At 40.7% G+C, this 24,707-nt stretch carries 19 protein-coding genes and 1 tRNA gene; 15 read left to right on the top strand and 5 right to left on the bottom strand.

The annotated features are described in order from the left end of the window. Positions 1-73 precede the first annotated feature (73 nt). Together HXT29_RS02685 and HXT29_RS02680 are read left to right on the top strand one after the other, a co-directional pair. On the top strand, positions 74-3,475 hold the full coding sequence (locus HXT29_RS02685) for a glycosyltransferase family 2 protein (protein WP_422118451.1): 3,402 nt from the start codon (positions 74-76) through the stop codon (positions 3,473-3,475). Then, positions 3,462-5,048 carry a DUF5719 family protein gene (locus HXT29_RS02680; RefSeq protein ID WP_422118450.1) on the top strand — a complete coding sequence of 529 codons (1,587 nt, stop codon included), beginning with the start codon at positions 3,462-3,464 and terminating at the stop codon, positions 5,046-5,048. Before HXT29_RS02685 ends, HXT29_RS02680 begins: the two co-directional genes overlap by 14 nt. 76 nt (positions 5,049-5,124) lie before the next feature. Here HXT29_RS02680 and HXT29_RS02675 read toward each other — a convergent pair whose 3' ends face one another. Then, positions 5,125-5,553, bottom strand: coding sequence for a metallopeptidase family protein (locus HXT29_RS02675; protein WP_004119868.1), 429 nt, complete (start codon positions 5,551-5,553; stop codon positions 5,125-5,127). A 119-nt stretch (positions 5,554-5,672) separates the two neighbouring features. On the opposite strand from HXT29_RS02675, the gene HXT29_RS02670 reads away from it, so the two are divergent. Both HXT29_RS02670 and HXT29_RS02665 read left to right on the top strand, forming a co-directional pair. Further along, a complete protein-coding gene (locus tag HXT29_RS02670; RefSeq protein WP_421791623.1) occupies positions 5,673-6,494 on the top strand; it encodes an HAD-IIB family hydrolase in 822 nt (273 codons plus the stop codon). A gap of 91 nt (positions 6,495-6,585) precedes the next feature. Beyond that, positions 6,586-7,479: a ComF family protein gene (locus tag HXT29_RS02665; protein ID WP_117008896.1), complete on the top strand. Its 894-nt coding sequence runs from the start codon at positions 6,586-6,588 to the stop codon at positions 7,477-7,479. Here HXT29_RS02665 and HXT29_RS02660 read toward each other — a convergent pair. The 3 genes from HXT29_RS02660 to glgB form a co-directional block, all read right to left on the bottom strand. Beyond that, positions 7,476-8,651: a sensor histidine kinase gene (locus HXT29_RS02660; protein WP_116971455.1), complete on the bottom strand. Its 1,176-nt coding sequence runs from the start codon at positions 8,649-8,651 to the stop codon at positions 7,476-7,478. The two genes, HXT29_RS02665 and HXT29_RS02660, sit on opposite strands and share 4 nt — an antisense overlap. 61 nt (positions 8,652-8,712) lie before the next feature. Beyond that, the gene (locus tag HXT29_RS02655) at positions 8,713-9,465 is read right to left on the bottom strand and encodes a response regulator transcription factor (RefSeq protein WP_410294536.1); all 753 of its coding nucleotides are present in this window, start codon (positions 9,463-9,465) and stop codon (positions 8,713-8,715) included. A gap of 16 nt (positions 9,466-9,481) precedes the next feature. Further along, positions 9,482-11,755 (bottom strand): 1,4-alpha-glucan branching protein GlgB, encoded by a 2,274-nt coding sequence (gene glgB / locus HXT29_RS02650; protein ID WP_421791618.1) that lies wholly within the window; start codon positions 11,753-11,755, stop codon positions 9,482-9,484. Between the two features lie 134 nt (positions 11,756-11,889). On the opposite strand from glgB, the gene HXT29_RS02645 reads away from it, so the two are divergent. Then, positions 11,890-12,486, top strand: a complete 597-nt coding sequence (locus HXT29_RS02645) for a CarD family transcriptional regulator (protein ID WP_180946758.1) — start codon at positions 11,890-11,892, stop codon at positions 12,484-12,486. Between the two features lie 214 nt (positions 12,487-12,700). Here HXT29_RS02645 and HXT29_RS02640 read toward each other — a convergent pair whose 3' ends face one another. Beyond that, positions 12,701-13,753, bottom strand: coding sequence for a metal ABC transporter solute-binding protein, Zn/Mn family (locus HXT29_RS02640; protein WP_004119288.1), 1,053 nt, complete (start codon positions 13,751-13,753; stop codon positions 12,701-12,703). Between the two features lie 122 nt (positions 13,754-13,875). On the opposite strand from HXT29_RS02640, the gene HXT29_RS02635 reads away from it, so the two are divergent. The 10 genes from HXT29_RS02635 (at position 13,876) to HXT29_RS02590 (ending at position 24,656) form a co-directional block, all read left to right on the top strand. Then, entirely contained in the window at positions 13,876-14,760 is an 885-nt protein-coding gene (locus HXT29_RS02635; RefSeq protein WP_004107065.1) for a bifunctional methylenetetrahydrofolate dehydrogenase/methenyltetrahydrofolate cyclohydrolase, read from the top strand. A 146-nt stretch (positions 14,761-14,906) separates the two neighbouring features. Further along, positions 14,907-16,409, top strand: a complete 1,503-nt coding sequence (gene rpsA, locus HXT29_RS02630; RefSeq protein WP_004107061.1) for a 30S ribosomal protein S1 — start codon at positions 14,907-14,909, stop codon at positions 16,407-16,409. Between the two features lie 212 nt (positions 16,410-16,621). Beyond that, a complete protein-coding gene (locus tag HXT29_RS02625) occupies positions 16,622-16,948 on the top strand; it encodes a TM2 domain-containing protein (RefSeq protein ID WP_422118449.1) in 327 nt (108 codons plus the stop codon). Positions 16,949-17,015: 67 nt separating this feature from the next. After that, complete coding sequence (gene coaE, locus HXT29_RS02620; protein ID WP_032835422.1) at positions 17,016-17,726, top strand: dephospho-CoA kinase; 711 nt, start codon at positions 17,016-17,018, stop codon at positions 17,724-17,726. Positions 17,727-17,732: 6 nt separating this feature from the next. Beyond that, positions 17,733-19,847, top strand: coding sequence for an excinuclease ABC subunit UvrB (gene uvrB / locus HXT29_RS02615; RefSeq protein WP_101885993.1), 2,115 nt, complete (start codon positions 17,733-17,735; stop codon positions 19,845-19,847). A gap of 300 nt (positions 19,848-20,147) precedes the next feature. Beyond that, positions 20,148-20,420, top strand: a complete 273-nt coding sequence (locus HXT29_RS02610; RefSeq protein ID WP_116442675.1) for a type II toxin-antitoxin system RelB/DinJ family antitoxin — start codon at positions 20,148-20,150, stop codon at positions 20,418-20,420. Then, positions 20,417-20,698 carry a type II toxin-antitoxin system YafQ family toxin gene (locus HXT29_RS02605; protein ID WP_004107050.1) on the top strand — a complete coding sequence of 94 codons (282 nt, stop codon included), beginning with the start codon at positions 20,417-20,419 and terminating at the stop codon, positions 20,696-20,698. The genes HXT29_RS02610 and HXT29_RS02605 overlap by 4 nt, the downstream gene beginning before the upstream one ends. A gap of 397 nt (positions 20,699-21,095) precedes the next feature. Next, positions 21,096-22,535 (top strand): pyruvate kinase, encoded by a 1,440-nt coding sequence (gene pyk / locus HXT29_RS02600; protein ID WP_004107046.1) that lies wholly within the window; start codon positions 21,096-21,098, stop codon positions 22,533-22,535. Positions 22,536-22,768: 233 nt separating this feature from the next. Then, positions 22,769-22,842: transfer RNA gene (locus HXT29_RS02595), tRNA-Leu, on the top strand. A 275-nt stretch (positions 22,843-23,117) separates the two neighbouring features. Next, positions 23,118-24,656: an alpha-amylase gene (locus HXT29_RS02590; protein WP_410299670.1), complete on the top strand. Its 1,539-nt coding sequence runs from the start codon at positions 23,118-23,120 to the stop codon at positions 24,654-24,656. The last annotated feature ends 51 nt before the right edge of the window (positions 24,657-24,707 follow it).

Here is a 24,707-nt window from a genome sequence, read left to right as displayed (position 1 = left end):
AATATGTATAAATTTATTTAGAATTACGACTTGTGTTTTGGTGGATACATACCCCCTGCGTAAACTGGTAAGTATGGATTCGATAACCGCTCATAATCTTACATTTGAAGACGAAGTTTTACAGGTGCTGTCATCTGCGAAAGATGCGCATCCTCATGATGTGGATTCGTCCATTATGGCAATGATGTGTGTGGAACGAGATACTCGTTTTTATGCTGATACGTTACATGCAGTACTAAGTCAATCAATTCTTCCTGGAACTTTGGTAATAGTCGATTGTGCTAGTCGAGTAAAACAGACTATGCAAACGAATTTACAAATAAAAATTAATTCATCTATGCTTGCGGGAGCAATTAATACTAGGAAATCATTATTGCAGAATGCTAATAATATCGATTCCAATAATGCAATTGATAGCGATTCAAAATATAGACCAAATACTAATCGCGTAAATAATACTCGCGTAAACAATAGTGAAGATAAATCTGTACGCATAATTATTATTCCCATTTCTTATGCTCATTCTTTTGGAGATGCAATAGAAAAATCTTTGCGCAAGATTTTGCCTTGTGCAGGAGTTTCTGCATTATGGCTTTTGCATGATGATTCTCGTCCTGCAGACTTCCATTGCTTAGAATATTTGCGTGAAACTTGGCGCAATACTCCGACTGCATCAGTATTGGGAGCTAAACAAGTTGATTGGCAAGGAAATATCTTGCACAACGTTGGAATGTATGCTTGGCGTCACGGTATTCATACTCTTACTGTTGACGGCGAGCCAGATCAAGAACAGTATGATGGGCGTGGAGATGTGTATGCAGTATCGCTAGCAGGTGCTTTAGTCACATTAACTGCATGGCAAACTTTACGCGGTACGCAACCATGGATGACAACTTTTGGCGAATCAAGAGATTTTTGTCGTAGAGTATGTCTATCTGGAGGTCGTGTTGTTGTAGTTCCTTCAGCTCGTATCGCACACAGGCGTGCAAGGTTAGAAGGTATCCGTACTCGTAACGGTGATGCTAGAAATCATAATAATTCAGGATCTAAATATGGTGTAGCAGCTTCTCTCGTAGCTAAGCAGCGTTACAAATACACTGATATTAGTATTTTTTTGTGGCCTCTTATATGGATTCTTAGTTTGCCTGCTTGTTTCGTTGGCGCTTTGCATTCGCTGTTTGCTAAACATCCTTATATAGCGTGGATCCGTCTGCTTTTGCCATGGCTTGCTATCATGCAATTACCTAGAGCAGTTTTTGCTCGCAGAAGGATTGCAAGGAATACTCGTGTTCCATTAAAGCGACTTGTTCCTCTTATCGCAGATCGTCATCAAGTTGCACGTTGGCGTGATCGTAGTTCTGCTTTCCAAGCTCAACAGCATTTCGTGCTGTTAAGTCCTCTAGCGAAGCGGCATTTGCATATTCGAGTGTTGCGTAGGTGGAGTGCTGTTATTCTTGCGTCTCTTCTTCTTTTTGCAGTCATATTGAATTTATATGGCTCTCCATGGCGTGAAATTTTAAGTGGCGCTTCTTGGAATGCGCAGCAATGGTTACCAACGGGTGCAGATTTCAATCAACTATGGAATTCTGCTATTGGTGCATGGGTTCCTGATGATGGTTTTGGACCTGCAATTCCTCCAGCACCATGGCTAAGTATTTGGGCAATCGCATCAACTGTGGTTGGCGCTAACCCGTTATTGGCTGTCACATTAATGTTCTTCTTAGCTGCTCCAGCTATGTGTTTAAGTTTTTGGGCTCTTGCTGGCGTATTTACGCGCTCGGATACTGTACGTGTATGCGCTGGTATTTGCTGGACTATGATTGCTATTGCTTTTGGTTTGTTTGCACGCGGTGATTTGCCAATGTTAATGACTATGGCATTTTTGCCTGCAGCATTTGCTTTTGCGTTCCATGCTGTTGGAATGTACGTAACAGAAGATCCTGTGCGTCCTGTTAAATCCACTCAATGTGCAGCATGCGCAGCATTATGCTTTATGGTTCCAGTAGCTGCAGAACCGCAGCTTGTTTTGCCTCTTATTGTTATTTTTATTGCATCGTTTATTATGGTGCGCTCTCATCGTATTATGTTTGCGCTTATGCCTATACCATCGATAATTGTTCTGCTTCCTACAATAGGAAGTGCTATTAGATATGGCGAATCTGGAATGTGGCGTCAATTGTTCTCTAGTATGGCTTTGCCATTGAGAAGTGTGCAAGGTGCTCCACGCGTAAGCGATTACGCTGATGTTTTGTTGCACGCTTTTAATATGGCTTCTCCTAATGTTGAAATTAATATGCCATTGATGAGCTTAAGAACAATAATAATGGTAATTTTTGCAATTCTAGCTGTTGTTATGGCTGTTACGTCATTAACTTTGCCTTTTGCTTTGCGAGTTTCTCGAATGATGTGGGTTGTGATTATTTCCGGAATGCTGTTATCTCTTATTGCTGCTCGTGTTGTAGTTGCATCCGATATTTCGGGACCTGTTGCTGCAAGCGTTTTGCCTGGAGTCGCATTATCTACTGTCGGCATTTTATCTTGTATGTGCATGGTTGCCGGTCAAGCTGTTCGACGCTTTGAGCCACTACGTACTTCGAAGGAATCTGAGTCCCAAATTTTTGATAACTATAAAACTCGTGCAAGTAGACGTGCTGCAATGCGTCGTTCTGCGGCACAATTGTTGCAGCACATAATTCGCGTAGCACGCGCCGTTCTTGCAAGTGGCATGTTGACTATGGCGGTTCTTTTGGGTCTTTTTGCTGTATTGAGCGGACCTGCTACATCTATTTGCGCAAATAACAATGAGCTCCCTATGGTTGTTTCTGATTATTTGCGAAAAGACGATACTCGGCGAATACTTGCTTTAAGAGCTCAAAGTAGCCATGATTTGTCAATCTCTATTATGCGAACATCTAAGGGAGATGCAATAGACGAATCTCCAGCACTTCGTGTTAGACAAGTAATGTTTGGTGATTCATCAAGCAATAAAGCAATATATCGCGCCTCAGCACAATTGTTATCTCATGCAGATAATGGCGCAATTTCAACGTTAAAGCAACTTGGAATTGGCGGTATTTATATTGTTAATAGTTCAGAAAATAAGCAGGTTTCCCATAAAACTTCTATGTCAATACAACAATTGTTACATCCTTCTGTGCAAACTGTAAGTAATGTTAACAAAGAAGCTACTGAACAATTAATTGCACACGTTAACGCTTCTGACGGTACACAATTAGTTGTTTCATCACCGCAAGGAACTTATTGCAGATTTGATGGTGTGCCTGATTCTAAGTCGTTGTCTTCTACATCTCCGTATTATCGATCTAGGCCTCTTGCGTGGAGAGTTCCTTGGATTATTGTTTCTTCTATGGTATTACTGCTGTACTGTATTGTTGCCGTGCCTCGATTTGGCAGACATGCAATGATAGAACGTTCAGATGACAGGCATGAGGAGGAATTAGATGAACTGGCATAAAAATCCTCATGGGGGCTCTAAGCATGGTGAAGTAAATGCAGATGTAGATATTAATCGCAAGAACAAAATAGTCAGTATTGTCTCACTTGCTATTTTTAGTGCAATAATACTTATTGCTTCTGCATGTGTTGTTGCATTATGCTTACCAATGCCTCACTTTGTAGATAATCCTAATACTCCATCTAGTGGCGTTATAAGTAGTGTTGGTTCTACTCGTTTGCAAACTATTTGTCCTATTCGATTGTCTCTTCCAGATTTGACTCAATATGGTGATAGCGAATATAACGAATCAGAAGGCGATTTACAATCTTCTGCTCGTTATGGTGCTTTTGGAGATGTGTATAGTTCTAGCTTGCGTAACATACGAGATAACAATGATCAATCTATTACGTTGAATTCAAAATCAACTGATGATGATACGTCAGCTTTTATTGCTAACAATAATGTAAATCATGACGCTCAAGTTCTAGAAGGACATTTGTCACGAGTTGGATCTGGCACTGGAATATCTGCTTCTATGGTTTCATGGGCTACTAAAGGTGACGTAAAAGGTTTATCTGCAACTACCTGTTCCATGCCGTCTATGAAACAGACATTCCTAGTTCCAGAATCTGCTGATGGAATTTCTATTCGTTTAGAAGCATTTAATGCTGCTTCAAAATCTACTGTTGTTCGTGTTAAAGCTTGGTCTGCAGAACATGGCAACAATCAGTTAAATCTTTCTACAGGAAGTGCTTTTACTGTTCCTGCTCGTTCTCACGCATATTTTGATCTTGCTGCTGCTTCTCCTAAGACTTCTGGATTATACGTGCAAGTTGAAAGCGAGCAGACACCTATAGCATCATTTGTAAAAGTCGTTCATATGAGTGGCTTATCTGTAAAAGGTGTAGATATTGTTCATGAATTAAGCACTCAATCTAACACAAATATTCTTTCAGGTATTAGTGAAGGCGATCAATCTAAGTTATATGTATGGCCAAATAAAGATGGTAATGTAACACTTTCATGGATGAATGATACAGGTTCTAAAGAAGTAAAGAATTTGACGTTAAAAGCACACCATTTGCAAGTTGTCGATCTTGGAAAAGTTCCAGAGCATGTTAATGCTTTGAGCGTAAGTGGAGATGTTCCTACTCAAGTAATGATGTCTATTACTAAAGATGGCAAAGATAATCAGTCAGATGTAGCTTTTATTACACCATCTAACGTGCAAGGTAGTGGCGCAATTGTTTCACCTGTTTCTGCTAATGAAACAGCTCTATACCTTTCTTCTTCAAGCGATAAAGATACTTCTGTGCGTTTGCAAGGATTTGATTTAAATGGTGTATTAGCTGCTACAAAAAACGTAACGATTCCTGCGAATGCATCTTTAAGAATTCCTGTTTCAGACATTTCGCACGATGTAGTTATGTTTATTGCGAAATCGCATAGCAAAGTTTCTTTGTCTGCCCGTATTCATAAAGATGAAATCGATAAGGCTGGTATAGCAGGTATTTCTTGGCTTTCTGCGCAATCTTTGGAGCCGCAAGAAATGAAGGTATACGTTAAAACTGACAATCATATTGTGCAATAATACGAATAAAAATGTTGCTATAAGCGACTATAAATTAATTAAAATACTTAATAATTTTAATTAATTTAAAAATTGTTTACAAACCCCAATCTGGATCAATTTCTTCTGGTCTGCGACCGTATAGTTCTGCTAAGCGTTGCACAAGCTCATCTCTGATAGCATATTGAAGTTCACTTCTGCTGCTTACATGAGTGCATAGCGGAAGCCTATACAACACAATTCTAGATTGCATACCACGGCTAGCTGGAAACGCTTGTGAAAGTATTCTGCGGTTTTGTTCCCATAACAGTGGTTGTGAAGGTGGCACATCTTCTACTGCAAATTGAACGTCTTTAGTTAATGCTCTCCAAGCACTGTTAAGACGTCTAATTTGAGCCGCTACCATAGCATCGAACATTCCGCTAGCGGTTCTATATTGTGGCAGGCGAGTACCAAATATTGGTGCCCTAAGACCTCTACCATGCCTATTTCTATAGTGACGTTCTTCCCAAATTAGACCTGTCATGCTTCCACTTTACGAGAAGGCTAGGGCAATAATATGTAAATAATTAATATGCGGTGTGTGAAATACGCTCACACTATAGAATACTGTATATATGGTTTTAAAAGTCAGGAGGATTTGTAATGCTCAAACCAATAGTGCATGATTGGAATGAGTTTAATCTTGACTTGGGCATTGCTGAATCGTCTCTTATTGCTTTTGATTTAGATAACACACTGGCATGTTCTAAAAAACCTATGCTTAAATCGATGGCTGAATCATTAAGTAAACTGATTGATATAATTCCTGTTGCTGTAATAACAGGTGGCTGCTTAGAGTTAGTTAAGAAGCAAATTTTAGATATGCTAACTACTGGCACTAATCTTAAAAATATTCACATAATGCCCACTAATGGAACTAGTTATTATCGTGTGAATAATGACATGTCATTGCAATGTGTTTATGAGCATAGTATCGATTTTAAGCAAGCGCAATGCGTTATTGATGCAATACACAAGTGTGCAAAAAATATGGGCGTTTGGAAAGAACCCGGCGATCCAATGCTGTGGGGAGAACAGATAGAGAACCGCGGTAGTCAAATTACTTTTTCGGCACTAGGACAACTAGCTCCTATTGAATATAAAAAAACTTGGGATCCTAGCGGTTGTTTGAAAGCTCAACTTGCACAAAGCATTTCTCAAGCTTTACCTAATTTTGCTGTACGCGCTGGAGGAGATACTAGCATCGATATATACAGGCGCGGTGACGATAAAGCTCAAGCTTTGCGAATGCTATCTCAATATTGTGATTTTAATATTGAAAAAATTACTTTTATTGGCGATCGTATGTATCCTGGAGGAAACGATTATCCTACTGCCTTTACAGGAGCGTTAGTTGTTAAAGTAAGTAATCCTTCGGATACCTTAGAGCTTTGTAATAAGGTACTTAATATTTTAGAAATATAGAATTTTATTAATTTTTCATTTTAAAATACCTTTTATCCACAATAACATTTTTTATTTGCATAGTTAATAAGCGATCGCATATGCTGTCATTATGGTTGGGAGACGCAAGGTTATAAACCACCAAAACAAAAAGAAGTATAGAAGCGTGACATCTCATGGGGGATTAGCATGTCACGCATCTGTACCTTGTGGTGTATGTGAAAACAAGGATGTTGATTTTATAAATTGGCGTTTTGCTAGTTGGAAGAATGTAGCGATTGCTTTATTTAATTTATTTTTGCCTCGCGCATGTGCAGGCTGTGATACTCCAGATTATATATTGTGTGAAAACTGCAAGAAAGCGTTGCAATGCTGGAAACGCGCACCATTTGCCAGAACAGTATGTGGATATCGCTACGCGTGTGGTTCGTATTCTACGGTTGTTCGCCGCTCAATATTATTGTGGAAGGATCATTTCGATATTGCATGTGACAAAATATTTGGTGAACTTATTGGCGATTTAGTAGTAGAAGTTATATCTAAATTTTTGCGCTCGCATTCTTGTTATATAAGTGAAAATCCTATATTTGTTATACCAGTTCCGTCATCTAAGTATTCATCAAGACATCGTGGGCGTAAACATATGTTGCCTGTTGCAAATTGTGTTGCTAAACGATTGTGTAATAGTGGCATTAGGGCATACGTTTTAGATATTGTAAGTATGAATGCTAGAATTACTGCGAAATCAGTGCAAACTTCCGGTTTTCGTGGAAGGTCTAACAGAATTTCTAAAGCGTTTAGCATCGATTTCAAAGAATTGAGAAAGCAAAAGTCTGAAAATCAACGCGAGTACAAAGCTATTGTATTGGATGATATTGTAACTACTGGCTCAACTATGAATAGCTGCGTTTCAACTCTACAGAGTAGTGGAATTACTGTTTTGGCATGCTTTTCTTTAGCGTGTGTATGCAATAAGGATGATCGTACAGCAGATTACGAATGTTAGTTTACTATTGTATTGCTATAGTTTAGCGGAAGCGTAATCTCAAAGTTTGGACCACGCTTATCGTCTACTACTTTTACAGTTCCATGGTGCAATTGTGCAGCCCAACGAGCAATTGACAATCCTAATCCTGTTCCTCCTGATTCTGTGCCAATTCGCTGATTTCCTTTAACAAATCTTCTGAAAATATCGGCGCGATCTTCTTGAGGAATTTGTTCTCCAAAATTCACAACATTACATATTACAGAGTTTTGGTTGTGATTAATATGAGCACTTATAAGAACACGAGTTCCATCATCTGAATGTTTTAGAGCGTTGGAAATAATATTAGTAAAAAGTTGCGAAAGGCGAGCTTGATCTCCTGTTAATTCAATCTCATCATTAATTTGAACTTCAATATTATGATTATGACCTGAATCAGCTATTTCTAGTGGCTCAATAATTTCGTCAATAAAGTCTGTGAAATTAAATGAAGTTATATTAAGGCTTTCCGCACCTGCTTCAACTCTAGATAAATCAAGAAGGAAAGTAATAAGATCAGCAAGTCTATGAGTTTGGTTTAATATAGCTTCCATATTAGATGGAGTAGGATCAACAACTCCATCTGCAAGATTTTCAAGCATTGCTTGTAAAGCAGAAACAGGAGTGCGTAATTCGTGGCTTACGTTTGCTATAAGCTCTCTACGCATCTGATCTGCATGTTCAAGTTCTTCTGCCATTTCATTAAATGCAAGAGTTAATTTACCTACTTCGTCACGACGATTTTCTACAGCAACTCGTACAGAGTAGTCGCCGTCAGCCATGGCTTCTGCAGCATTTTTCATTTGACGAAGTGGTGCTGTAAGTCCTCTAGAAAAAATGTATGTAATTCCTAGAGCAACAATAAGCGTTAATGGCATTGCAATCCAGCCATTTAGACCAGTTTTAAGTAAAAACCATGCCATTACAAAAGCAATTGCTGTTGCAAAAACAATAATTGCCGAAAGTTCAATTTTTAGAGATGAAAAAAATCCGACAGGTCGATTTGGATAATTATGCTTTACAGAAGAATTCGTAAATCGAGTTTTTGACTTATTTCTAAGTTGAGGATTTGAGTTTTTATTTAATAAATTACGTTGCTTAGTATTTTTATATTGTTCAGAATTAGCAGTATTTATTTTATTTTCTAATACCATTTACGAATTTTCCGAAGCTAAAGTGTTGTAACTATTTACTACTTATGAAAGTTATAACTATTTATGAAACTTGTGATTGCAGAACTTTGTCGTAATCACTAATAGGTGGCTCGAATGCGTATCCTATTCCGTGTACAGTACGAATCCATTCCGATCCAATTTTATGCCTCAAAGACTTAATGTGCGAGTCCACTGTGCGAGTTCCAGAGGCATCTGGCCAATCCCACACCTCTTCAAGTAACTCTTCACGCTTAAATACGGTATGAGGATGACGAGCTAGAGTAGCGAGCAAGTCAAACTCAGTTGGTGTAAAATGTACCTCTTTGTCGTTTAAAGTTACAAGTCTTTGACGGGGTCTAATAATAAGTGACCCAAAATTAATTGTGCGTTCATGTTCCATTGTCTTTGCTATTTGCGATGCGCGTTCTACGCGTCTCAGCAATGCTGCGCAACGAGCAATTAACTCACGTGGCGAAAATGGTTTAGTCATGTAATCATCTGCGCCTGCGCTTAAGCCAACAATTTTATCGGCTTCTGCGTCGCGTGCTGTTAACATGAGGATAGGGACAGGCATTTTGGAGATAATTCGTCGAGTTGCTTCAATCCCATCCATAATAGGAAGCATAATATCCATAATTATGAGATCAGGTTTTAGTTGTTCGGCAGCTCTAACAGCAGACGCTCCATCTGCAGCGACTCTTGCTCTCCAGCCTTGTGCAGTAATGCGTTGTGCAATTGCTGTAGCAAGATCTGGCTCATCCTCAACAACGAGAATTGTACGAGCATTTACGCTAGCTGATGGAGCGTTTAGCATATTTTAAAAAGACCTTTCAGTGTTGTACTGGCTTCAAGAATACCGCACCTAACGCTGGAACAGTGATTCTTGCAGAGTATGGTCGAGAATGATACTCTTCAGCAGTAGCAGTGAATGTGCCGTTGTGAATATTAGATCCGCAATACTTTGCATCATCAGTTGTGAGTATCTCTTCCCACTGTCCGCCTTTTGGTAACGCAACCTGATAGTCTTGCCAAGCTTGACCTGAGAAGTTTACTACTACAACGATTTCTTCTCCGTCGTCGCCAATACGCATGTAGCTTAAAGTATTGTGATCGGAATCGTCGCTTGTAAGCCACTGGAAACCATCAGGAGTAAAGTCTTGACTCCAGAATGCACGAGAGCTCTTATACAGAGTATTCAAATCTGCAACAAGCTTTTGCACACCTTGATGGAACGGCCATTGCAGCTCATTCCAGTTAAGCGAAGTATTGAAATTCCATTCGCTGGACTGTCCGATTTCTCCACCCATGAACAGAAGGTTCTTGCCTGGATGAGACCACTGGTATGCAAGCAATGCTCGCAATCCTGCGAACTGTTGCCATTCGTCTCCTGGCATCTTTCCAAGTAACGAACCCTTACCGTACACAACTTCATCGTGGCTTAATGGCAACACATAATGCTCAGAGTATGCATAAACCATTGAGAATGTAATTTCGTTATGATGCCAACGACGGTTAATTGGTTCTTCTTTAAGGTATTGCAAAGTGTCGTGCATCCAGCCCATATTCCACTTCAAACCGAATCCTAAGCCGCCCATATCGGTTGGTGCAGTTACGCCTTGGTAAGCAGTGGATTCCTCAGCAATCATCATGATGCCAGGATTATTCTTGTATGCAGTTGCGTTTGCTTCCTTAATGAAGTCAATTGCTTCAAGATTTTCGCGTCCGCCGTAGATGTTTGGTCTCCACTGTCCTGCTTCACGGCTGTAATCCAAGTAAAGCATTGAAGAAACTGCGTCAACGCGCAACGCGTCAACATGGTATTCGTCAAGCCAGAAGCAAGCATTAGCAACCAAGAAGTTACGAACTTCATGACGACCAAAGTTGAAGATGTAAGTACCCCAATCAGGATGCTCGCCTCGCATAGGATCAGGATCCTCATACAATGCTGTGCCATCAAAACGACCGAGTGCAAAGTCATCCTTAGGGAAGTGAGCTGGAACCCAATCCATAACGACGCCAATACCTGCTTTATGGAGTTTATCTATCAAGTACTTAAAGTCATCAGGGGAGCCAAGGCGAGAATCGACTGCATAATAACCTGTTACCTGATATCCCCAAGACCCAGAGAATGGATATTGCGTCAGCGGCATGAACTCGACGTGAGTAAAGCCTTCTCTTTGCACATAATCAACTAAATGATCAGCAAGTTCGCGATAATTACCCAGATCGCGATTCCAGCTGTTAGCTTGCACTTCGTAAATGCTTATTGGACCGTTGTGAGCGTCTGTTTTTGCGCGCTTATTCATCCAATCGGTATCGTGCCACTTAAACTCAGAATCAACAACAACAGATCCTGTGTTTGGTGGAACTTCATGAGAGCGCTCCATCGGATCGGCTTTCATAATCCAATTACCAGATTGCGTAAGAATTTCGTATTTATATACTTCGCCCGCTGTAACTCCTGGAATAAAAAGTTCCCAAATGCCAGAAGAGCCGAGCGAGCGCATAGCGTGGCGACGACCATTCCAGTAATTAAAGTTACCAACTACGCGTACTGCACGAGCATTTGGTGCCCACACTGAGAAAGCAGTACCAGTAACTTTCTTTACCATCTTTCCAGTTTCAGGAGATATAAGCCCCCATGAATCTGTTATTGTTTTGACATGTGCGCCTAATGCTTCCCAAAGACGTTCATGGCGACCTTCTCCAAATAAGTACATGTCAAGTTCGCCAACTTGAGGCAGATAACGATAAGGATCGTCATCTGTGGATTCAGAACCGTCTATTTCCACAGTGTAAACGCGATAACTAGGAACAGACCAAGACTTTGTTTTTGTGTGCTTTACTGCAGGAATAACAGCTGTAAAGATGCCGTTATATTCGTGTTTAGCTTCGTATTCACCGTTCTTAGTAAGAATAACAACTTTCTTTGCCATAGGGCGCAATACGCGGACGGTTACAGTGTCGGCACCTTTGCCAGTTCCAAGGTGACCTCCGAGAACCTCATGTGGATTGTAATATTCTGCATTGCTCACCGCAGCTAATACGTCCTGTCGGACTGGGACTGCGACTGCATCTTCATTGATGTTAGTAACTGTACTCATGCTGACTATCATACATGCTTTATTGCTGTAAGTCGCGTGTGTTTCGCGCTATTGTGAAAAAAATATGAAAATTTTTTCAAGTCGTGACCTTATGGGAAACTGTTATGAGTTTTTCTGTGCATACGGAGGGTTCTGTGGAATATCAAGTCGGCGATATGGTCGTCTATCCTCGTCATGGTGCGGCTCGTGTTGAAGAAATTAGTGAGCGCACCGTAAAAGGTGTAACTCGTCAATATTTACGATTGGTAGTGTTATCATCTGATGGTTTAGAAATTAACGTACCTGTCGATAATGTTAAAAAAGTTGGCGTGCGAGACATTGTTGGAGCGCAAGAAGTTGCAAAAGTTTTTGAGATTTTGCGTACTCCAATAGTTGAAAAAGAAATGAATTGGTCTAGACGCTACAAGCTTAATGTAGAGAAGATTGCTACTGGCGATGTTAACAATATTGCTGAAGTAGTTCGTGATTTATCTCAGCGAGATGTTGATGAGCATGGTTTGTCTGCAGGAGAAAAGCGAATGCTTGCTCGCGCTCGCAGTATTTTAATTTCCGAAATTGCTTTGTCTGAAAAGATTGATGAGATTGAGGCGGAGCGACTTTTAGATGTGAATCTTGGATACAAGGAGCCTCAAAAAGGCGATGAAAATCACCATACTGTAGCTCCAGAAGAGCCTGCATCGCGAACTTTAGCGCTGTTAGAAGAGCGTAATAAGAAATCTAAGAAAAAGTGATTTGCGTTATGCAAAATAAATAGATATTAATTGTTCATATTATTTTAAGCCCTTCTAAACGTTGGTATATTGGCGAGTTAGAAGGGCTTTTGCTTATATATTTGCTTACGTATTTATTGTATGTTTTGCTTTTGTTCTTGCTTAAAACAGATAATAAAAAATCCTTGCATTTACAAAATGCAAGGATTTTTTATTTTAACAGATTCACCTAAATTTACTTACCTGGATCTTGTTGACCTTGGTTAGAATTTTTAGGATCGGTATTCTTTGCTACGTGTGGCTTCTCAGTGATTGGCTTTTTCTGAGGCTCTTTGTCATCAATGTCTTTACGCATATCCTTTGTTGCTTTTACAGCATTATGTAGGTCGTCACAAATCTTCATAATCCATTTATCAAGCTGATCTGCGTATTTTGGCATAAGTTCGCTTACTCGCACTGTGGACGTATAGCTGCGTCCTGCGATTCCGTTTAGCAAGTTTAGAACATCGTTTCCTTGTTGGCTATCGCTAATCAACACATCGATTTTGCGACCTTCAATAAGCTTCTGAAACTCCTCAACGCTTGAATGTTCTGGTTCATTATTGTTATTTAGTGCGTCAGCATATTCTTTAGGTGAGCTATCTTTCAAATTGGCATCAGACATTAGCCAGAAAAGAATAGGAGATGTAGAAGCATACTTTGCGTTACCATTTTCTTTAGAGAAATCACTTAAGTAGGTGGTTAATTTCTTTTCCTTTTCCTGCCATTGTGCTAGTCGCTTAGAAAAAGCTTGTTTTTTTGATGGCAAAACTTTGGAGAAGGTGTCAGCCATGGCAGATGCCATTGCATCCCTAGCATCGTGAGAAAACCAAAGATATGGATTGTCTCCGTTAAGTGCTCCTACAGTACCTGCTGCACTAAGCACTTCAGCTTTAGCTGGGTGTACTTTGTTTGCCCAATCATCGTAGCCTGCACCATTTGTAACTAATACTTGTGCATTCTGCATATTTTTTAAATCTTTTGAGCTAGGTTTAAACGACGATATGTCTGTATCTGAGCCAGTCATAACTGATTCAACTTTGACGTCAGAGCCACCGATCTCTTGAGCTAAGCTACCCCAGGTGTCAACAGTGGATACAACAGAAATATTTGTTGCAGCTTTTGGTTTTTCTTTTGGTTTTTCCTCAGTTTTTCCACAAGCTGCAAATCCAAGTATTACTGCAGAAGCAATAAGGCATGTTATGGCAGTTTTTCCAAACTTCTTTACTGCACAAAGAACGGTACGCATCACTGTGACTCCTCCCGTGATAATGGTGCGTCGGCGCACGCAAAATTGTTAGTCGACCCATATCTTCTATACTTCACGATAGCCTATCCTTACGAATTGTGCGAGTTGGGAGGAAATTTTTTATGGCTATTGTGTTAGATGGTAAAGCTTTAGCTAGTAAAATTAAAAAAGATTTGGCAGCGCGCGTTGCTATTTTACATAAAAAAGGCATTAATCCAGGTTTGGGCACGTTACTTGTAGGTAGTGATCCTGGTTCGTTGAAATATGTTGCTGGTAAGCATCGTGATTGCGAAGAAGTGGGGATTAATTCTATTCGTTGCGATCTGCCAGAAGATGCTAGTGAAGATGAGATTCTTGCTGCTTTACAGAAATTAAATAATGACCCTCTTTGTACTGGATTTATTGTGCAACTGCCATTGCCAAAAGGAATTGATGTTCAAAAAGTTATTTCTTCTATTAATCCTGCAAAAGATTGTGATGGAATGCATCCGTATAATTTGGGTGAACTTGTTACGCATATTTCCGGTGATATTACAACACCTTTGCCGTGCACGCCGCGTGGAATTTTAGCTTTGCTTGATGAATACGGTATTGAACTTTCTGGTAAGGAAGTTTGTGTGCTTGGTCGTGGCATTACGGTTGGACGTACTATTGGCCTTCTTTTAACCCGCAGGGGAGTAGATGCAACTGTTACGTTGTGTCATACGCATACTCGGAATGTGCAGGAGATTATGCGTCGTTCTGATGTAATAATTGCCGCAATGGGTTGTGCTGGTTTTGTTAAGCCAGAAGATATTAAACCTGGTGCTGTTCTTGTTGATGTAGGCGTATCTCGTGTTTTTGATGAAGAAGCTGGTAGATACCGCGTAAAAGGTGATGTTGATTCAGCTTGTCGCGAAATTGCTGGAGCGTATTCTCCGAATCCTGGTGGAGTAGGTCCGATGACTCGAGCTATGTTGCTGGCGAATGTTGTAGATATGGCTGAGCGAGCACTTAATTGCAAATAAAATGCGACACGCCCGAAGTAAAACGTAAATTTTGGCTATGCCTGTATATAAAATCGACAAAGCGTGTGCATGGCATACATGCGTAACGTAAATACATAATTAAATATCGAGTAATATCCACCCCAAGAAGAAACCACTAATAACTAATGGCAGAGAATAATAACGAAGTCGCCAAGGTTGCGATTAATGATATTGGCACCGAAGAAGACTTCATCAAGGCAGTCGATTCAACCATCAAGAATTTTGATGATGGTGATTTAGTTGAAGGTACCGTCGTAAAGATTGATCACGACGAAGTATTGCTGGACATCGGCTACAAGACTGAAGGTGTAATTCCTTCCCGTGAACTTTCCATCAAAAAAGACGTTGATCCAGATGATGTTGTCGAGGTTGGCGACACCATTGAAGCCCTTGTTGTCACTAAGGAAGACAAGGAAGGACGTCTTATTCTCTCCAAGAAGCGTGCACAGTATGAGCGTGCTTGGGGTGACATCGAGAAGATTAAGGATGCAGACGGCATCGTTGAAGGTACCGTTATTGAGGCTGTTAAGGGCGGCTTGATCGTAGACATCGGTTTGCGTGGCTTCTTACCAGCTTCCTTGGTTGAAATGCGTCGCGTTCGCGATCTTTCTCCATACATTGGTCAGAAGATTAAGGCTAAGATTCTCGAGCTCGATAAGAACCGCAACAACGTTGTGCTTTCTCGTCGTCAGTTCCTTGAGGAAACCCAGTCTGAAGTTCGTGAAACCTTCCTCTCTCAGCTTAAGAAGGGTCAGATTCGTGAAGGCGTTGTGTCTTCTATCGTAAACTTCGGCGCATTCGTTGATCTCGGCGGCGTTGACGGTCTCATTCACGTTTCTGAGCTTTCTTGGAAGCATATCGATCACCCATCTGAAGTTGTTAAGGTTGGCGATAAGGTTACCGTTGAGGTTCTCGACGTTGATCTCGATCGCGAACGTATCTCCCTTTCCCTTAAGGCAACTCAGGAAGATCCATGGCAGCGCTTCGCTCGCACCCATGTTCCTGGACAGGTTGTTAAGGGTAAGGTCACCAAGATCGTTCAGTTCGGCGTGTTCATCTCCGTTGAAGATGGCATTGAGGGCTTGGTTCACATTTCTGAGCTTGCTAATCGTCACGTAGAGAATCCAGAAACTGTTGTTAAGGCAAACGAAGACGTATTCGTCAAGGTTATTGATGTTGATCTTGATCGTCGTCGTATTTCCCTCTCCTTGAAGCAGGCTAATGAGGCTGTTGATCCAAATTCTGAAGATTTCGATCCAGCTCTTTACGGTATGCCAGCTGAGTACGATGCTGAAGGCAATTACAAGTACCCAGAAGGCTTCGATCCAAACACTAACGAGTGGATGGCTGGTTATGAGCAGCAGCGCGAAGAGTGGGAAGCTCAGTATGCTGCAGCTCACGAGCTTTGGGAAGAGCACAAGGCTTTCGCTGCTAAGGAACTTGCAGCTGCAGCAGAATCTGCTGCTGCTGACGGTCAGCAAGAAGAAGCTGAAAAGAAGCCAGCTAAGGAAGAAAAGAAGGAAGAAGTTGCTTCCAACTATTCTTCTGAAACAACTAGTGAAGGTGCTTTAGCTGATTCTGATCAGCTCGCAGCTTTGCGTGAACAGCTTTTGAGCGAAAAGAAGTAGTTTTCTACTAAAAGCGTATGAACGAAATGCCCTGGTGAGTAATCATCAGGGCATTTTGTTCATTGCGATTATCACAATGTGCTCTAAATACTCTGATTTTATAATTTATATTCTGTAATTAAATGTGAGTACAACAAATTTTCTTTTAAGAAGCACGATTATATGATTTTGTTAAAGCATTAATTAAGTTATTAAAAGGATTGGTGAAAATTATGAGTACATCTGATAACAATCAGAAGAATGCTCAGTTCCCTTCATACGATGGGAATAATTCAGCGAATAATGCTACTTTAGTAAGTTCTCGACATAAGCTTGCTGCCGGTCTTTTAGCGATTTTTGTAGGTGGTTTAGGGATTCACAATTTCTACCTTGGTTTTAAAGGCAAGGCTATTGCCCAATTGTTGATTTCTGTTCTTTCTATTGGTTTGCTTGCAGGTATTTCGATTATATGGTCATGTGTTGAAGGAATTTGCATTCTTTGCTCAAAGCCTGGGACTAAGTGGCATAAAGATGCTGATGGTGCAGAATTACAAGATTAACCATTTGTTTTCTTTTAATAACAATGCCCTGGTAATTATTTACTGGAGCATTACTTATAATTTATATATGACAATAATGCGGATTGCGGTAACAGGCGGAATTGCAGCCGGAAAATCTACTGTAGTAAACCATTTGCGCTTGCTTGGTGCGTTTGTTATTGATTACGATGTTTTAGCGCGTAAAGTAGTGGAACCGGGAAGCGCAGTATTGCAACAAATAGTAGGTATTTTTGGGGAAAATGCTGTTAAGAATGATGGTTCTTTAAATCGTGCGTTTATTGCAGAGCATATTTTTGGAGATGGCTATGAACGTAAGCAAGCATTAAGTAAGATTGAGTCTATAATTCATCCTGCTATTTATGATTGCGCAAAGCTTTTAGAAAGCGAGTATATTAGTAAAATTTCTAAGGAAAATTGCAATGCTAAAGAAAATCGCAATGAGGTAAGCAGCGTAAGCTCGGTTATTGTGCACGACATTCCACTTCTTGCGCAAGTAATCGACAGCATTCCATTTAGTTTTGATCATATTATTACTGTTGAAGCGCCTCAAGAAATTCGCGTTAAGCGAATGATAAGCGAGCGGAACATGACTGAGAGTCAGGCTTTAGCGCGCATAAATAGTCAACTTCCAAGTAAAGTTCGAAAAGATATGGCGGATTTTGTAGTTGATTCCACTAAACCAATGGAATCTATGCTTAACAGTGTTGACGATACGTTGAAATCATGGTTGCGCGAAATAAACAATAAAAGTGCTGAAATTGCGAAACTGGGGAAGTAAAAGATTATGTCGAATAAAATTCAGCGCACAAACAAGCCTTTTGTAGTAAAAGCGCCGTATGCGCCTTCGGGTGACCAGCCGCAAGCAATCGAAGAGTTAGCGAATCGCATTGAAAACGGAGAAAACGACGTTGTTTTAATGGGTGCTACTGGAACTGGTAAAACTGCTACAACCGCTTGGCTTATTGAGCGTTTGCAACGACCGACACTTATTATTGAGCCGAATAAAACTTTGGCAGCTCAGCTTTGCGCGGAATTTCGCGAGCTTATGCCAGATAATGCCGTGAGCTATTTTGTGTCTTATTACGATTACTATCAGCCGGAAGCGTATATTCCGCAAACAGACACGTATATTGAAAAAGATTCGAATATTAACGACGATGTTGAGCGGCTTCGTCATGCTGCTACAGCGAATTTGCTTACTAGACGCGATTGCGTTGTTGTGGCTACTGTTTCTTGCATTTATGGACTCGGTACTCCAGAGGAGTATGCCGAGCGAATGCTTATGCTAAGCGTTGGTGAGCAACTTGAGAGAGATGATTTATTGCGTCAATTTGTGAGTATGCAATACAAACGCAATGACATTGCCTTTACGCGCGGAACTTTTAGAGTGCGCGGTGACACAGTTGAGATTATTCCAGTGTACGAAGAATTAGCTGTGCGAATTGAGTTCTTTGGTGACGAAATCGACAGAATTACCATGTTACATCCTCTTACAGGAGAAGTAATTCGCCAGGAGAGTAGTGTTCATATTTTCCCAGCATCTCACTACATTGCAGGACCGGAGCGCATGGAACGCGCGTTAGAGGCGATTGAAAAAGAGCGTGACGATAGAGTAGCGCAGCTTAAAAAGCAGAATAAATTGCTGGAAGCTCAGCGTTTGGAAATGCGAACTACGTACGATTTGGAGATGCTGCGTCAGGTTGGTGTGTGCCCAGGAGTGGAAAATTATTCTAGGCATTTTGACGGACGCGATGCAGGCACACCTCCGCATACTTTGCTTGACTTTTTCCCAGATGACTTTTTGCTAGTTTTAGACGAGTCGCATGTAACAGTGCCGCAAATTGGAGCTATGTATGAAGGTGATGCTTCGCGCAAAAGAACGCTTGTGGAGCATGGTTTTAGGCTTCCTTCTGCAATGGATAACCGCCCGTTAAAGTGGAAAGAATTTTTGGAGCACATTGGTCAAACTGTGTATCTTTCTGCAACGCCTGGAGATTATGAGCTGGGGCTTTCAGATGGCGTAGTTGAGCAAATTATTCGCCCAACTGGGTTGCTTGATCCTAAGATTGAGGTTCGCCCTGTTGAAGGCCAGGTTGACGATTTGCTTGCGGAAATCAAGGAGCGAGTAGCAAAAGATGAGCGCGTGCTTGTTACTACGCTTACAAAGAAAATGGCGGAAGACTTAACTGATTACTTTTTGGAGCTTGGTATTAAAGTTGAGTACTTGCATTCTGATGTTGATACTTTGCGCAGAGTGGAGCTTTTGCGCGAGCTTCGCGAAGGCAAAATTGATGTGATTGTTGGCATTAATTTGCTTCGTGAGGGTTTGGATTTGCCGGAAGTCTCGCTTGTCGCGATTTTGGATGCAGATAAGGAAGGCTTCTTAAGATCCTACCGTTCGCTTATTCAGACGATTGGTCGTGCTGCTCGTAACGTTTCTGGGACTGTTCTTATGTATGCGGATACTGTTACGGATGCTATGAGTAAGGCGATTAGCGAGACAGAGCGCCGCCGTGAAAAGCAAATCGCATATAACAAGGCTCATGGAATTGATCCTAAGCCTTTGCGAAAGAAGATTAGCGATGTTAACGACATGCTCGCTAAAGAGGATGTTGATACGCAAACTTTGCTAGCAGGCGGTTACAGAAATGCTAACAAGGCTGGGAACTCGCATTATGGCGTGCCAAAAGAGCCAAATCTTGGGCAGCAAAGCAAGGAAAAGCGTATGGCGAATATTTCTGAGCTTCCGCAAGACGATATTATGTCGCTGATTAAAAATTTGAGCGAGCAAATGCATGTTGCTGCAGAGCAGTTGCAGTTTGAGTTGGCTGCTCGTTTGCGCGACGAAATACGCGATCTAAAGAAAGAATTGCGTCAATTGGATGCGGCTAATAGGTGATGCTAATAAATGAGCATTGCAAATTGATGAGCGTTGCAAATCAAAAATGTTCGTGCAATTGATTACTTTTATCTACTGAAAATATTTGACGCGTATGTCAAAATATTTATTGATTTTTCTAACATGCTGTAATTTTGGGCTTAAAACTACTTAATTAGTAAGAGAGTTTAATTTATTCAATCATGTGAATTAAAGATTATTGGATTACTTTAGTTAGTTTAAGTTATATACAATGCAATGACAATATGTTGAATGTAAACGAATGTTTGCGTATAGTAAAAGAAGATGGAGGTGTCGTATATGACTACTACGAATTTAAATATTAGAACAGATAAGGGAATTAAAGAACAAGCTGATAAGATTTTTTCAGAACTCGGGCTCAATATGACAACAGCGATTAACATATTTTTGCGAACAACTATTCGTGAGAACGGGATTCCATTTTCTCTTAAATTAGAGGTTCCAAATGATACAACGATTGCTGCTATTGAGGAAGGTAGACGGATTGCGTCTGATCCTAGTGTAAAGGGTTATCGGAATATGGGAGATCTTAAGGTGGCTCTTGATTTATGAAATATGAAGTAAAATTCACGAATCAATTCAAAAAAGACCTTAAATTAGCTAAGAAGCAAAATAAAAATACGGATAATCTTTTAAAAGTAATTGATGTTTTAGCTAACGGTGGTGTACTAGAAGCTAAATATTGTGATCACGGTCTGACTGGAAAATATAGCGGAACAAGAGAATGTCATATTGAACCCGATTGGCTTTTAGTTTATGAAATTAAAAATGAAATTCTTGTTTTGATGTTATACAGGCTTGGTACGCATTCAGAATTATTTAAGAAATAAAAACACATTTTAAATCTACAGCTTTTGTTGATAAAAGGTTTAGTGTGTGGCTGCTTTAGGCTGAGCTTGTGCAGAATAAGCAGGTTGCAAAGTAGTCTGGCTGGTATAAATCGTAAGCATGCTAGGCATTTGCGCTAGCTAGTGTTAGCTATATAGTGCGCTAATCGCGGCTAATCGCAAGCTAAACGCGATTAATAAGAGAGCGTATCTAGTCGTGTTTAATCGTAGTAAATAGATATTCCTTGAGTATTTTTTGTGAGCGTTCACAAAACGCCGAATAAATACAATAAGCGGTCACAATACGTTGATACACTGGAAAGCGGAATTGGGCGTTTTATGGTTTTATCATTAAATCGCCCATAAAAAAATAAACAGAAATAGAAAATAGGTAGGCATTATGCGTAAAGCCAAAATCGTTGATACTATTGGTCCAGCTACCGAATCCTTGGAAGGTATTACCAAGCTTGTTGAAGCCGGTATGGATGTTGCTCGTTTGAACCGTTCTCACGGCACTCCTGAAGATCATTTGCGCGTTTACAACAACGTTCGTGCAGCTTCCAAGTCCACTGGCCGCAATGTTGCTGCTCTTGTTGATTTGCAAGGTCCAAAGATTCGCTGCGGATGGTTCAAGAAGAACGCTGAAGGCGAAGATAAGGTTTATTTGGAAGAAGGTCAGGAGTTCATCATCACTACTGATGATGTTGAAGGTGACGAGCACCGTACTTCTACAACCTTTAAGGGCTTGCCAGGAGATTGCCACGCAGGCGACCCAATTCTTATCGATGATGGTAAGGTTCGCCTTGAGGTAACTAAGGTAGAAGGCAACGACGTTCACACTAAGGTTATTGTTGCTGGTCCAGTTTCCAGCCACAAGGGCATTAACCTCCCAGGCGTTGCAGTTTCCCTCCCAGCTTTGACTGAAAAGGATGAGGCTGATCTTCGTTGGGCTATTCGCACTGGTGCTGACATTATTGCTATGTCCTTCGTGCGTTTCGCTACCGATATTGATCGCGCTCACGAAATCATGGACGAAGAAGGTCGTCGCATTCCAATCGTCGCCAAGATTGAAAAGCCACAGGCTGTTGAAAACTTGGAAGAGATTGTTAAGACCTTCGATGGCATTATGGTTGCACGTGGTGATATGGCTGTGGAAATGCCTCTCGAAGAGGTTCCACTTGTCACCAAGCGCTGCATTGAGCTTTCTCGTCGCTATGCAAAGCCAGTTATCGTTGCTACTGAAGTTCTTGGCACAATGGTTAACTCTCCAGTTCCAACCCGTGCAGAAGCTTCTGACTGTGCTAACGCTGTTCTCGACGGTGCTGACGCAACAATGACTTCTAACGAAACTGCTGTTGGCAAGTATCCAGATGTTACCGTTAAGACTATGTCTCGTATTTCTCAGTATGCTACTGAGCACGGCTATGATCGCATTCCTGCTGTTGAGCTTGACATGTCTAGCACCGGTGCAGTTTCTTCTGCAGCTGTTGATTTGGCAGATAAGCTTAATGCTAAGGCTATTGTTGCCTACACTCAGACTGGTCGCACAGTTCATCGCATTTCTCGTGAACGCCCAACCGCTCCAATCTACGGCTTGACTAACAATGAGCACACTTATCGTTGGTTGGCTTTGAGCTGGGGTACTGAAGGCTTCTTGATTGATGAAGATTACCATGACATGAATCGTCACGATTTGATGATCTTCACTGACAAGGTTCTTCGCGAAGCCGGTAAGGTTTCCGATGGTGATCAGATTGTTATCTTGAGCACTGCTCAGGGTGAACGCCAGGCTGGTCGCACTGACTCCATCTACGTTCACACCGTCGGTGCTTGCGACTAATTGCTTGATTCTGCGTTTCTTGTACTAATACGCTAGTTCTTCTAGTTTAAGTGCATTTGCGCAGTAGTATAGTTTGCATAATGCGCGCTAGCTGTTTTGCAGTTTGCGCGCATTATGTTATGTATGATCAATATTGTTGATTTGCGACACGCGCAAAACGCTTTAACTATTTGCATGTGGCTTAAAGTGTGCTATAGTCAACAAGTCGCAAAAAAATGCGGAAAATTAAAAATGCCCCTGTATCCCAATTGGTAGAGGAAACAGCCTCAAAATCTGTGCAGTGTGAGTTCGAGTCTCACCGGGGGCACGTGCACGACGTCGCTTAGCTTGCTAGGCGACGTTTTTATTTTATATTTTAATGTCTCGTACATAAACAATAAGCGTATAATAATAAAAGTATTCTCGCACAATGAAAGTGCTGTACGTGATGTGAAAGGAACAACGATGATCCACAGTGCACGATTGCAAGTAAGTGAGCGTAAAAGAAGTAATTATGCTTGCGAATTAATCAATAATTACAAGCGCAATGTAATGTGCTCTTTTACTGCAATTACTGCAATTGCTGCTGTAGCAACAGTATTAATGTGTATTTTTGCTATTGTTCCAAACTCTTCGGCATTTGCTTCAACTAAATCAACAGACGGTCTTCCGTCAAAAGGTGTGATTGTTACTGCTTTTCAGCAAAATTGGAAAAGTATTGCAAAAGAGTGTAAGCGAACTTATGGTCCTGAGGGTGTGAGTTATGTACAGGTTTCGCCGCCGCAGGATCATATTAAAGGTAAAGCGTGGTGGACTTCTTATCAGCCAGTTAGTTACAATCTAAATTCAAAGCTTGGCACTGAAGACGAGTTTAAAAATATGATTACTACTTGCAGGGCAGCTGGTGTTGGAATTGTTGTTGATGCTGTAATTAATCACACAACCGGTGATAGTAATAAAGATACTGTAGGTGTTGGCGGTAGTAAGTATGATGCGGCAAATCAAAGCTATCCGGATGCTGGTTACACAAAAGATGATTTTCACCAAATAGATAAAGATATTTACACATATAAAGATGCGCAAGTCGTTTGGAATTATCGTTTAGTTGGTTTGCTTGATTTGGATACTTCTAAGCCTCATGTACAAAAAATTCTTGGTAACTATTTTGCAAAATTGCTGAAAATGGGTGTTGCGGGCTTTAGAGTTGATGCCACAAAACATATGTGTCCTGAAGATGTGAAAGGCATAAAAGAAGCTGCTGCTAAAGCTGCTGGAATGAAGCCTGAAAATATTTGGTGGATGCAAGAAACAATTGGTTTTCCTGAACAAGATCCTAAAATTCAGCCAGATCAATATGTTGGTACAGGTGAAGTAGATGAGTTTGAATACTCGTATCGCTTGCGTAATTATTTCTATGGCTCAATTGAGAATTTGTCTCATATTACAGATCAGCTTATTCCTAATAAGAAAGCAGCTATTTTTGTGACTAACTGGGATACTGAGCGTGACAATTCGACTCGAGTTCTCACTTATAAGGATGGGGCAAAGTACGAGTTAGCTAATGCTTTTATGCTTGCTTATCCGTATGGAACACCAAATATTTATTCTGGATATAAGTTCACTCAGCGCGATGACGGTGCTCCTGGTGCAACTGATACGAACATTCCAGATGTAAAGTGCGGAAAGAATTCTCAGTGGCAATGCACTCAGCGTTGGACTTCTATTCGTGGAATGATTGGATTCTACAATGCTGTTAAGGGCACGAAAGTAACTCAATGGCAGGATGACAACGATAATAACATTGCTTTTAGCCGCGGAAACAAGGGATTCTTGGCGATTAACAATACTGATAAGCCTAAAAATGTGAGTTATAAAACTGATTTGCCTGACGGTGAGTATTGTAACGTATATGCTTCACGTAAATGCTCTAGCACAGTTACTGTAAATGGTGGGAAAGTAGAGACAACTATTCCAGCTAATTCTGCTATTGCTTTGCATGTTAAGGCTGTAGAGCATTTTGGAAGTACTTCCACGTTTAGTACTTTGTTAATGATCGTAATTGTTTTCGCTGTGCTATTGATTGAGTTAGCTCTGATTCTGTGCAAGAATAAGGCTGATTCTAATAAGAAAGATGCGAAGTAAAAGACGATTTGGAAATAAATTTGTATTGACATTATTACAGTTTCCGTATAG

It is taken from the genome of Gardnerella sp. DNF00550, assembly GCF_049262685.1.
Taxonomy (GTDB): Bacteria; Actinomycetota; Actinomycetes; order Actinomycetales; family Bifidobacteriaceae; genus Bifidobacterium; species Bifidobacterium leopoldii.
This window is presented reverse-complemented; position numbering and strand designations above follow the sequence as displayed.

Bases quoted from the DNA above. Each gene is read 5' to 3' on its own strand.
- pyk (WP_004107046.1), top strand. From the start codon at position 21,096: ATGCGTAAAGCCAAAATCGTTGATACTATTGGTCCAGCTACCGAATCC.
- HXT29_RS02680 (WP_422118450.1), top strand. From the start codon at position 3,462: ATGAACTGGCATAAAAATCCTCATGGGGGCTCTAAGCATGGTGAAGTA.
- uvrB (WP_101885993.1), top strand. From the start codon at position 17,733: ATGTCGAATAAAATTCAGCGCACAAACAAGCCTTTTGTAGTAAAAGCG.
- rpsA (WP_004107061.1), top strand. From the start codon at position 14,907: ATGGCAGAGAATAATAACGAAGTCGCCAAGGTTGCGATTAATGATATT.
- HXT29_RS02675 (WP_004119868.1), bottom strand. From the start codon at position 5,553: ATGACAGGTCTAATTTGGGAAGAACGTCACTATAGAAATAGGCATGGT.
- HXT29_RS02610 (WP_116442675.1), top strand. From the start codon at position 20,148: ATGACTACTACGAATTTAAATATTAGAACAGATAAGGGAATTAAAGAA.
- coaE (WP_032835422.1), top strand. From the start codon at position 17,016: ATGACAATAATGCGGATTGCGGTAACAGGCGGAATTGCAGCCGGAAAA.
- glgB (WP_421791618.1), bottom strand. From the start codon at position 11,755: ATGAGTACAGTTACTAACATCAATGAAGATGCAGTCGCAGTCCCAGTC.
- HXT29_RS02665 (WP_117008896.1), top strand. From the start codon at position 6,586: ATGGTTGGGAGACGCAAGGTTATAAACCACCAAAACAAAAAGAAGTAT.
- HXT29_RS02685 (WP_422118451.1), top strand. From the start codon at position 74: ATGGATTCGATAACCGCTCATAATCTTACATTTGAAGACGAAGTTTTA.
- HXT29_RS02670 (WP_421791623.1), top strand. From the start codon at position 5,673: ATGCTCAAACCAATAGTGCATGATTGGAATGAGTTTAATCTTGACTTG.
- HXT29_RS02590 (WP_410299670.1), top strand. From the start codon at position 23,118: ATGTGTATTTTTGCTATTGTTCCAAACTCTTCGGCATTTGCTTCAACT.
- HXT29_RS02635 (WP_004107065.1), top strand. From the start codon at position 13,876: ATGGCTATTGTGTTAGATGGTAAAGCTTTAGCTAGTAAAATTAAAAAA.
- HXT29_RS02625 (WP_422118449.1), top strand. From the start codon at position 16,622: ATGAGTACATCTGATAACAATCAGAAGAATGCTCAGTTCCCTTCATAC.
- HXT29_RS02660 (WP_116971455.1), bottom strand. From the start codon at position 8,651: ATGGTATTAGAAAATAAAATAAATACTGCTAATTCTGAACAATATAAA.
- HXT29_RS02605 (WP_004107050.1), top strand. From the start codon at position 20,417: ATGAAATATGAAGTAAAATTCACGAATCAATTCAAAAAAGACCTTAAA.
- HXT29_RS02640 (WP_004119288.1), bottom strand. From the start codon at position 13,753: ATGCGTACCGTTCTTTGTGCAGTAAAGAAGTTTGGAAAAACTGCCATA.
- HXT29_RS02655 (WP_410294536.1), bottom strand. From the start codon at position 9,465: ATGCTAAACGCTCCATCAGCTAGCGTAAATGCTCGTACAATTCTCGTT.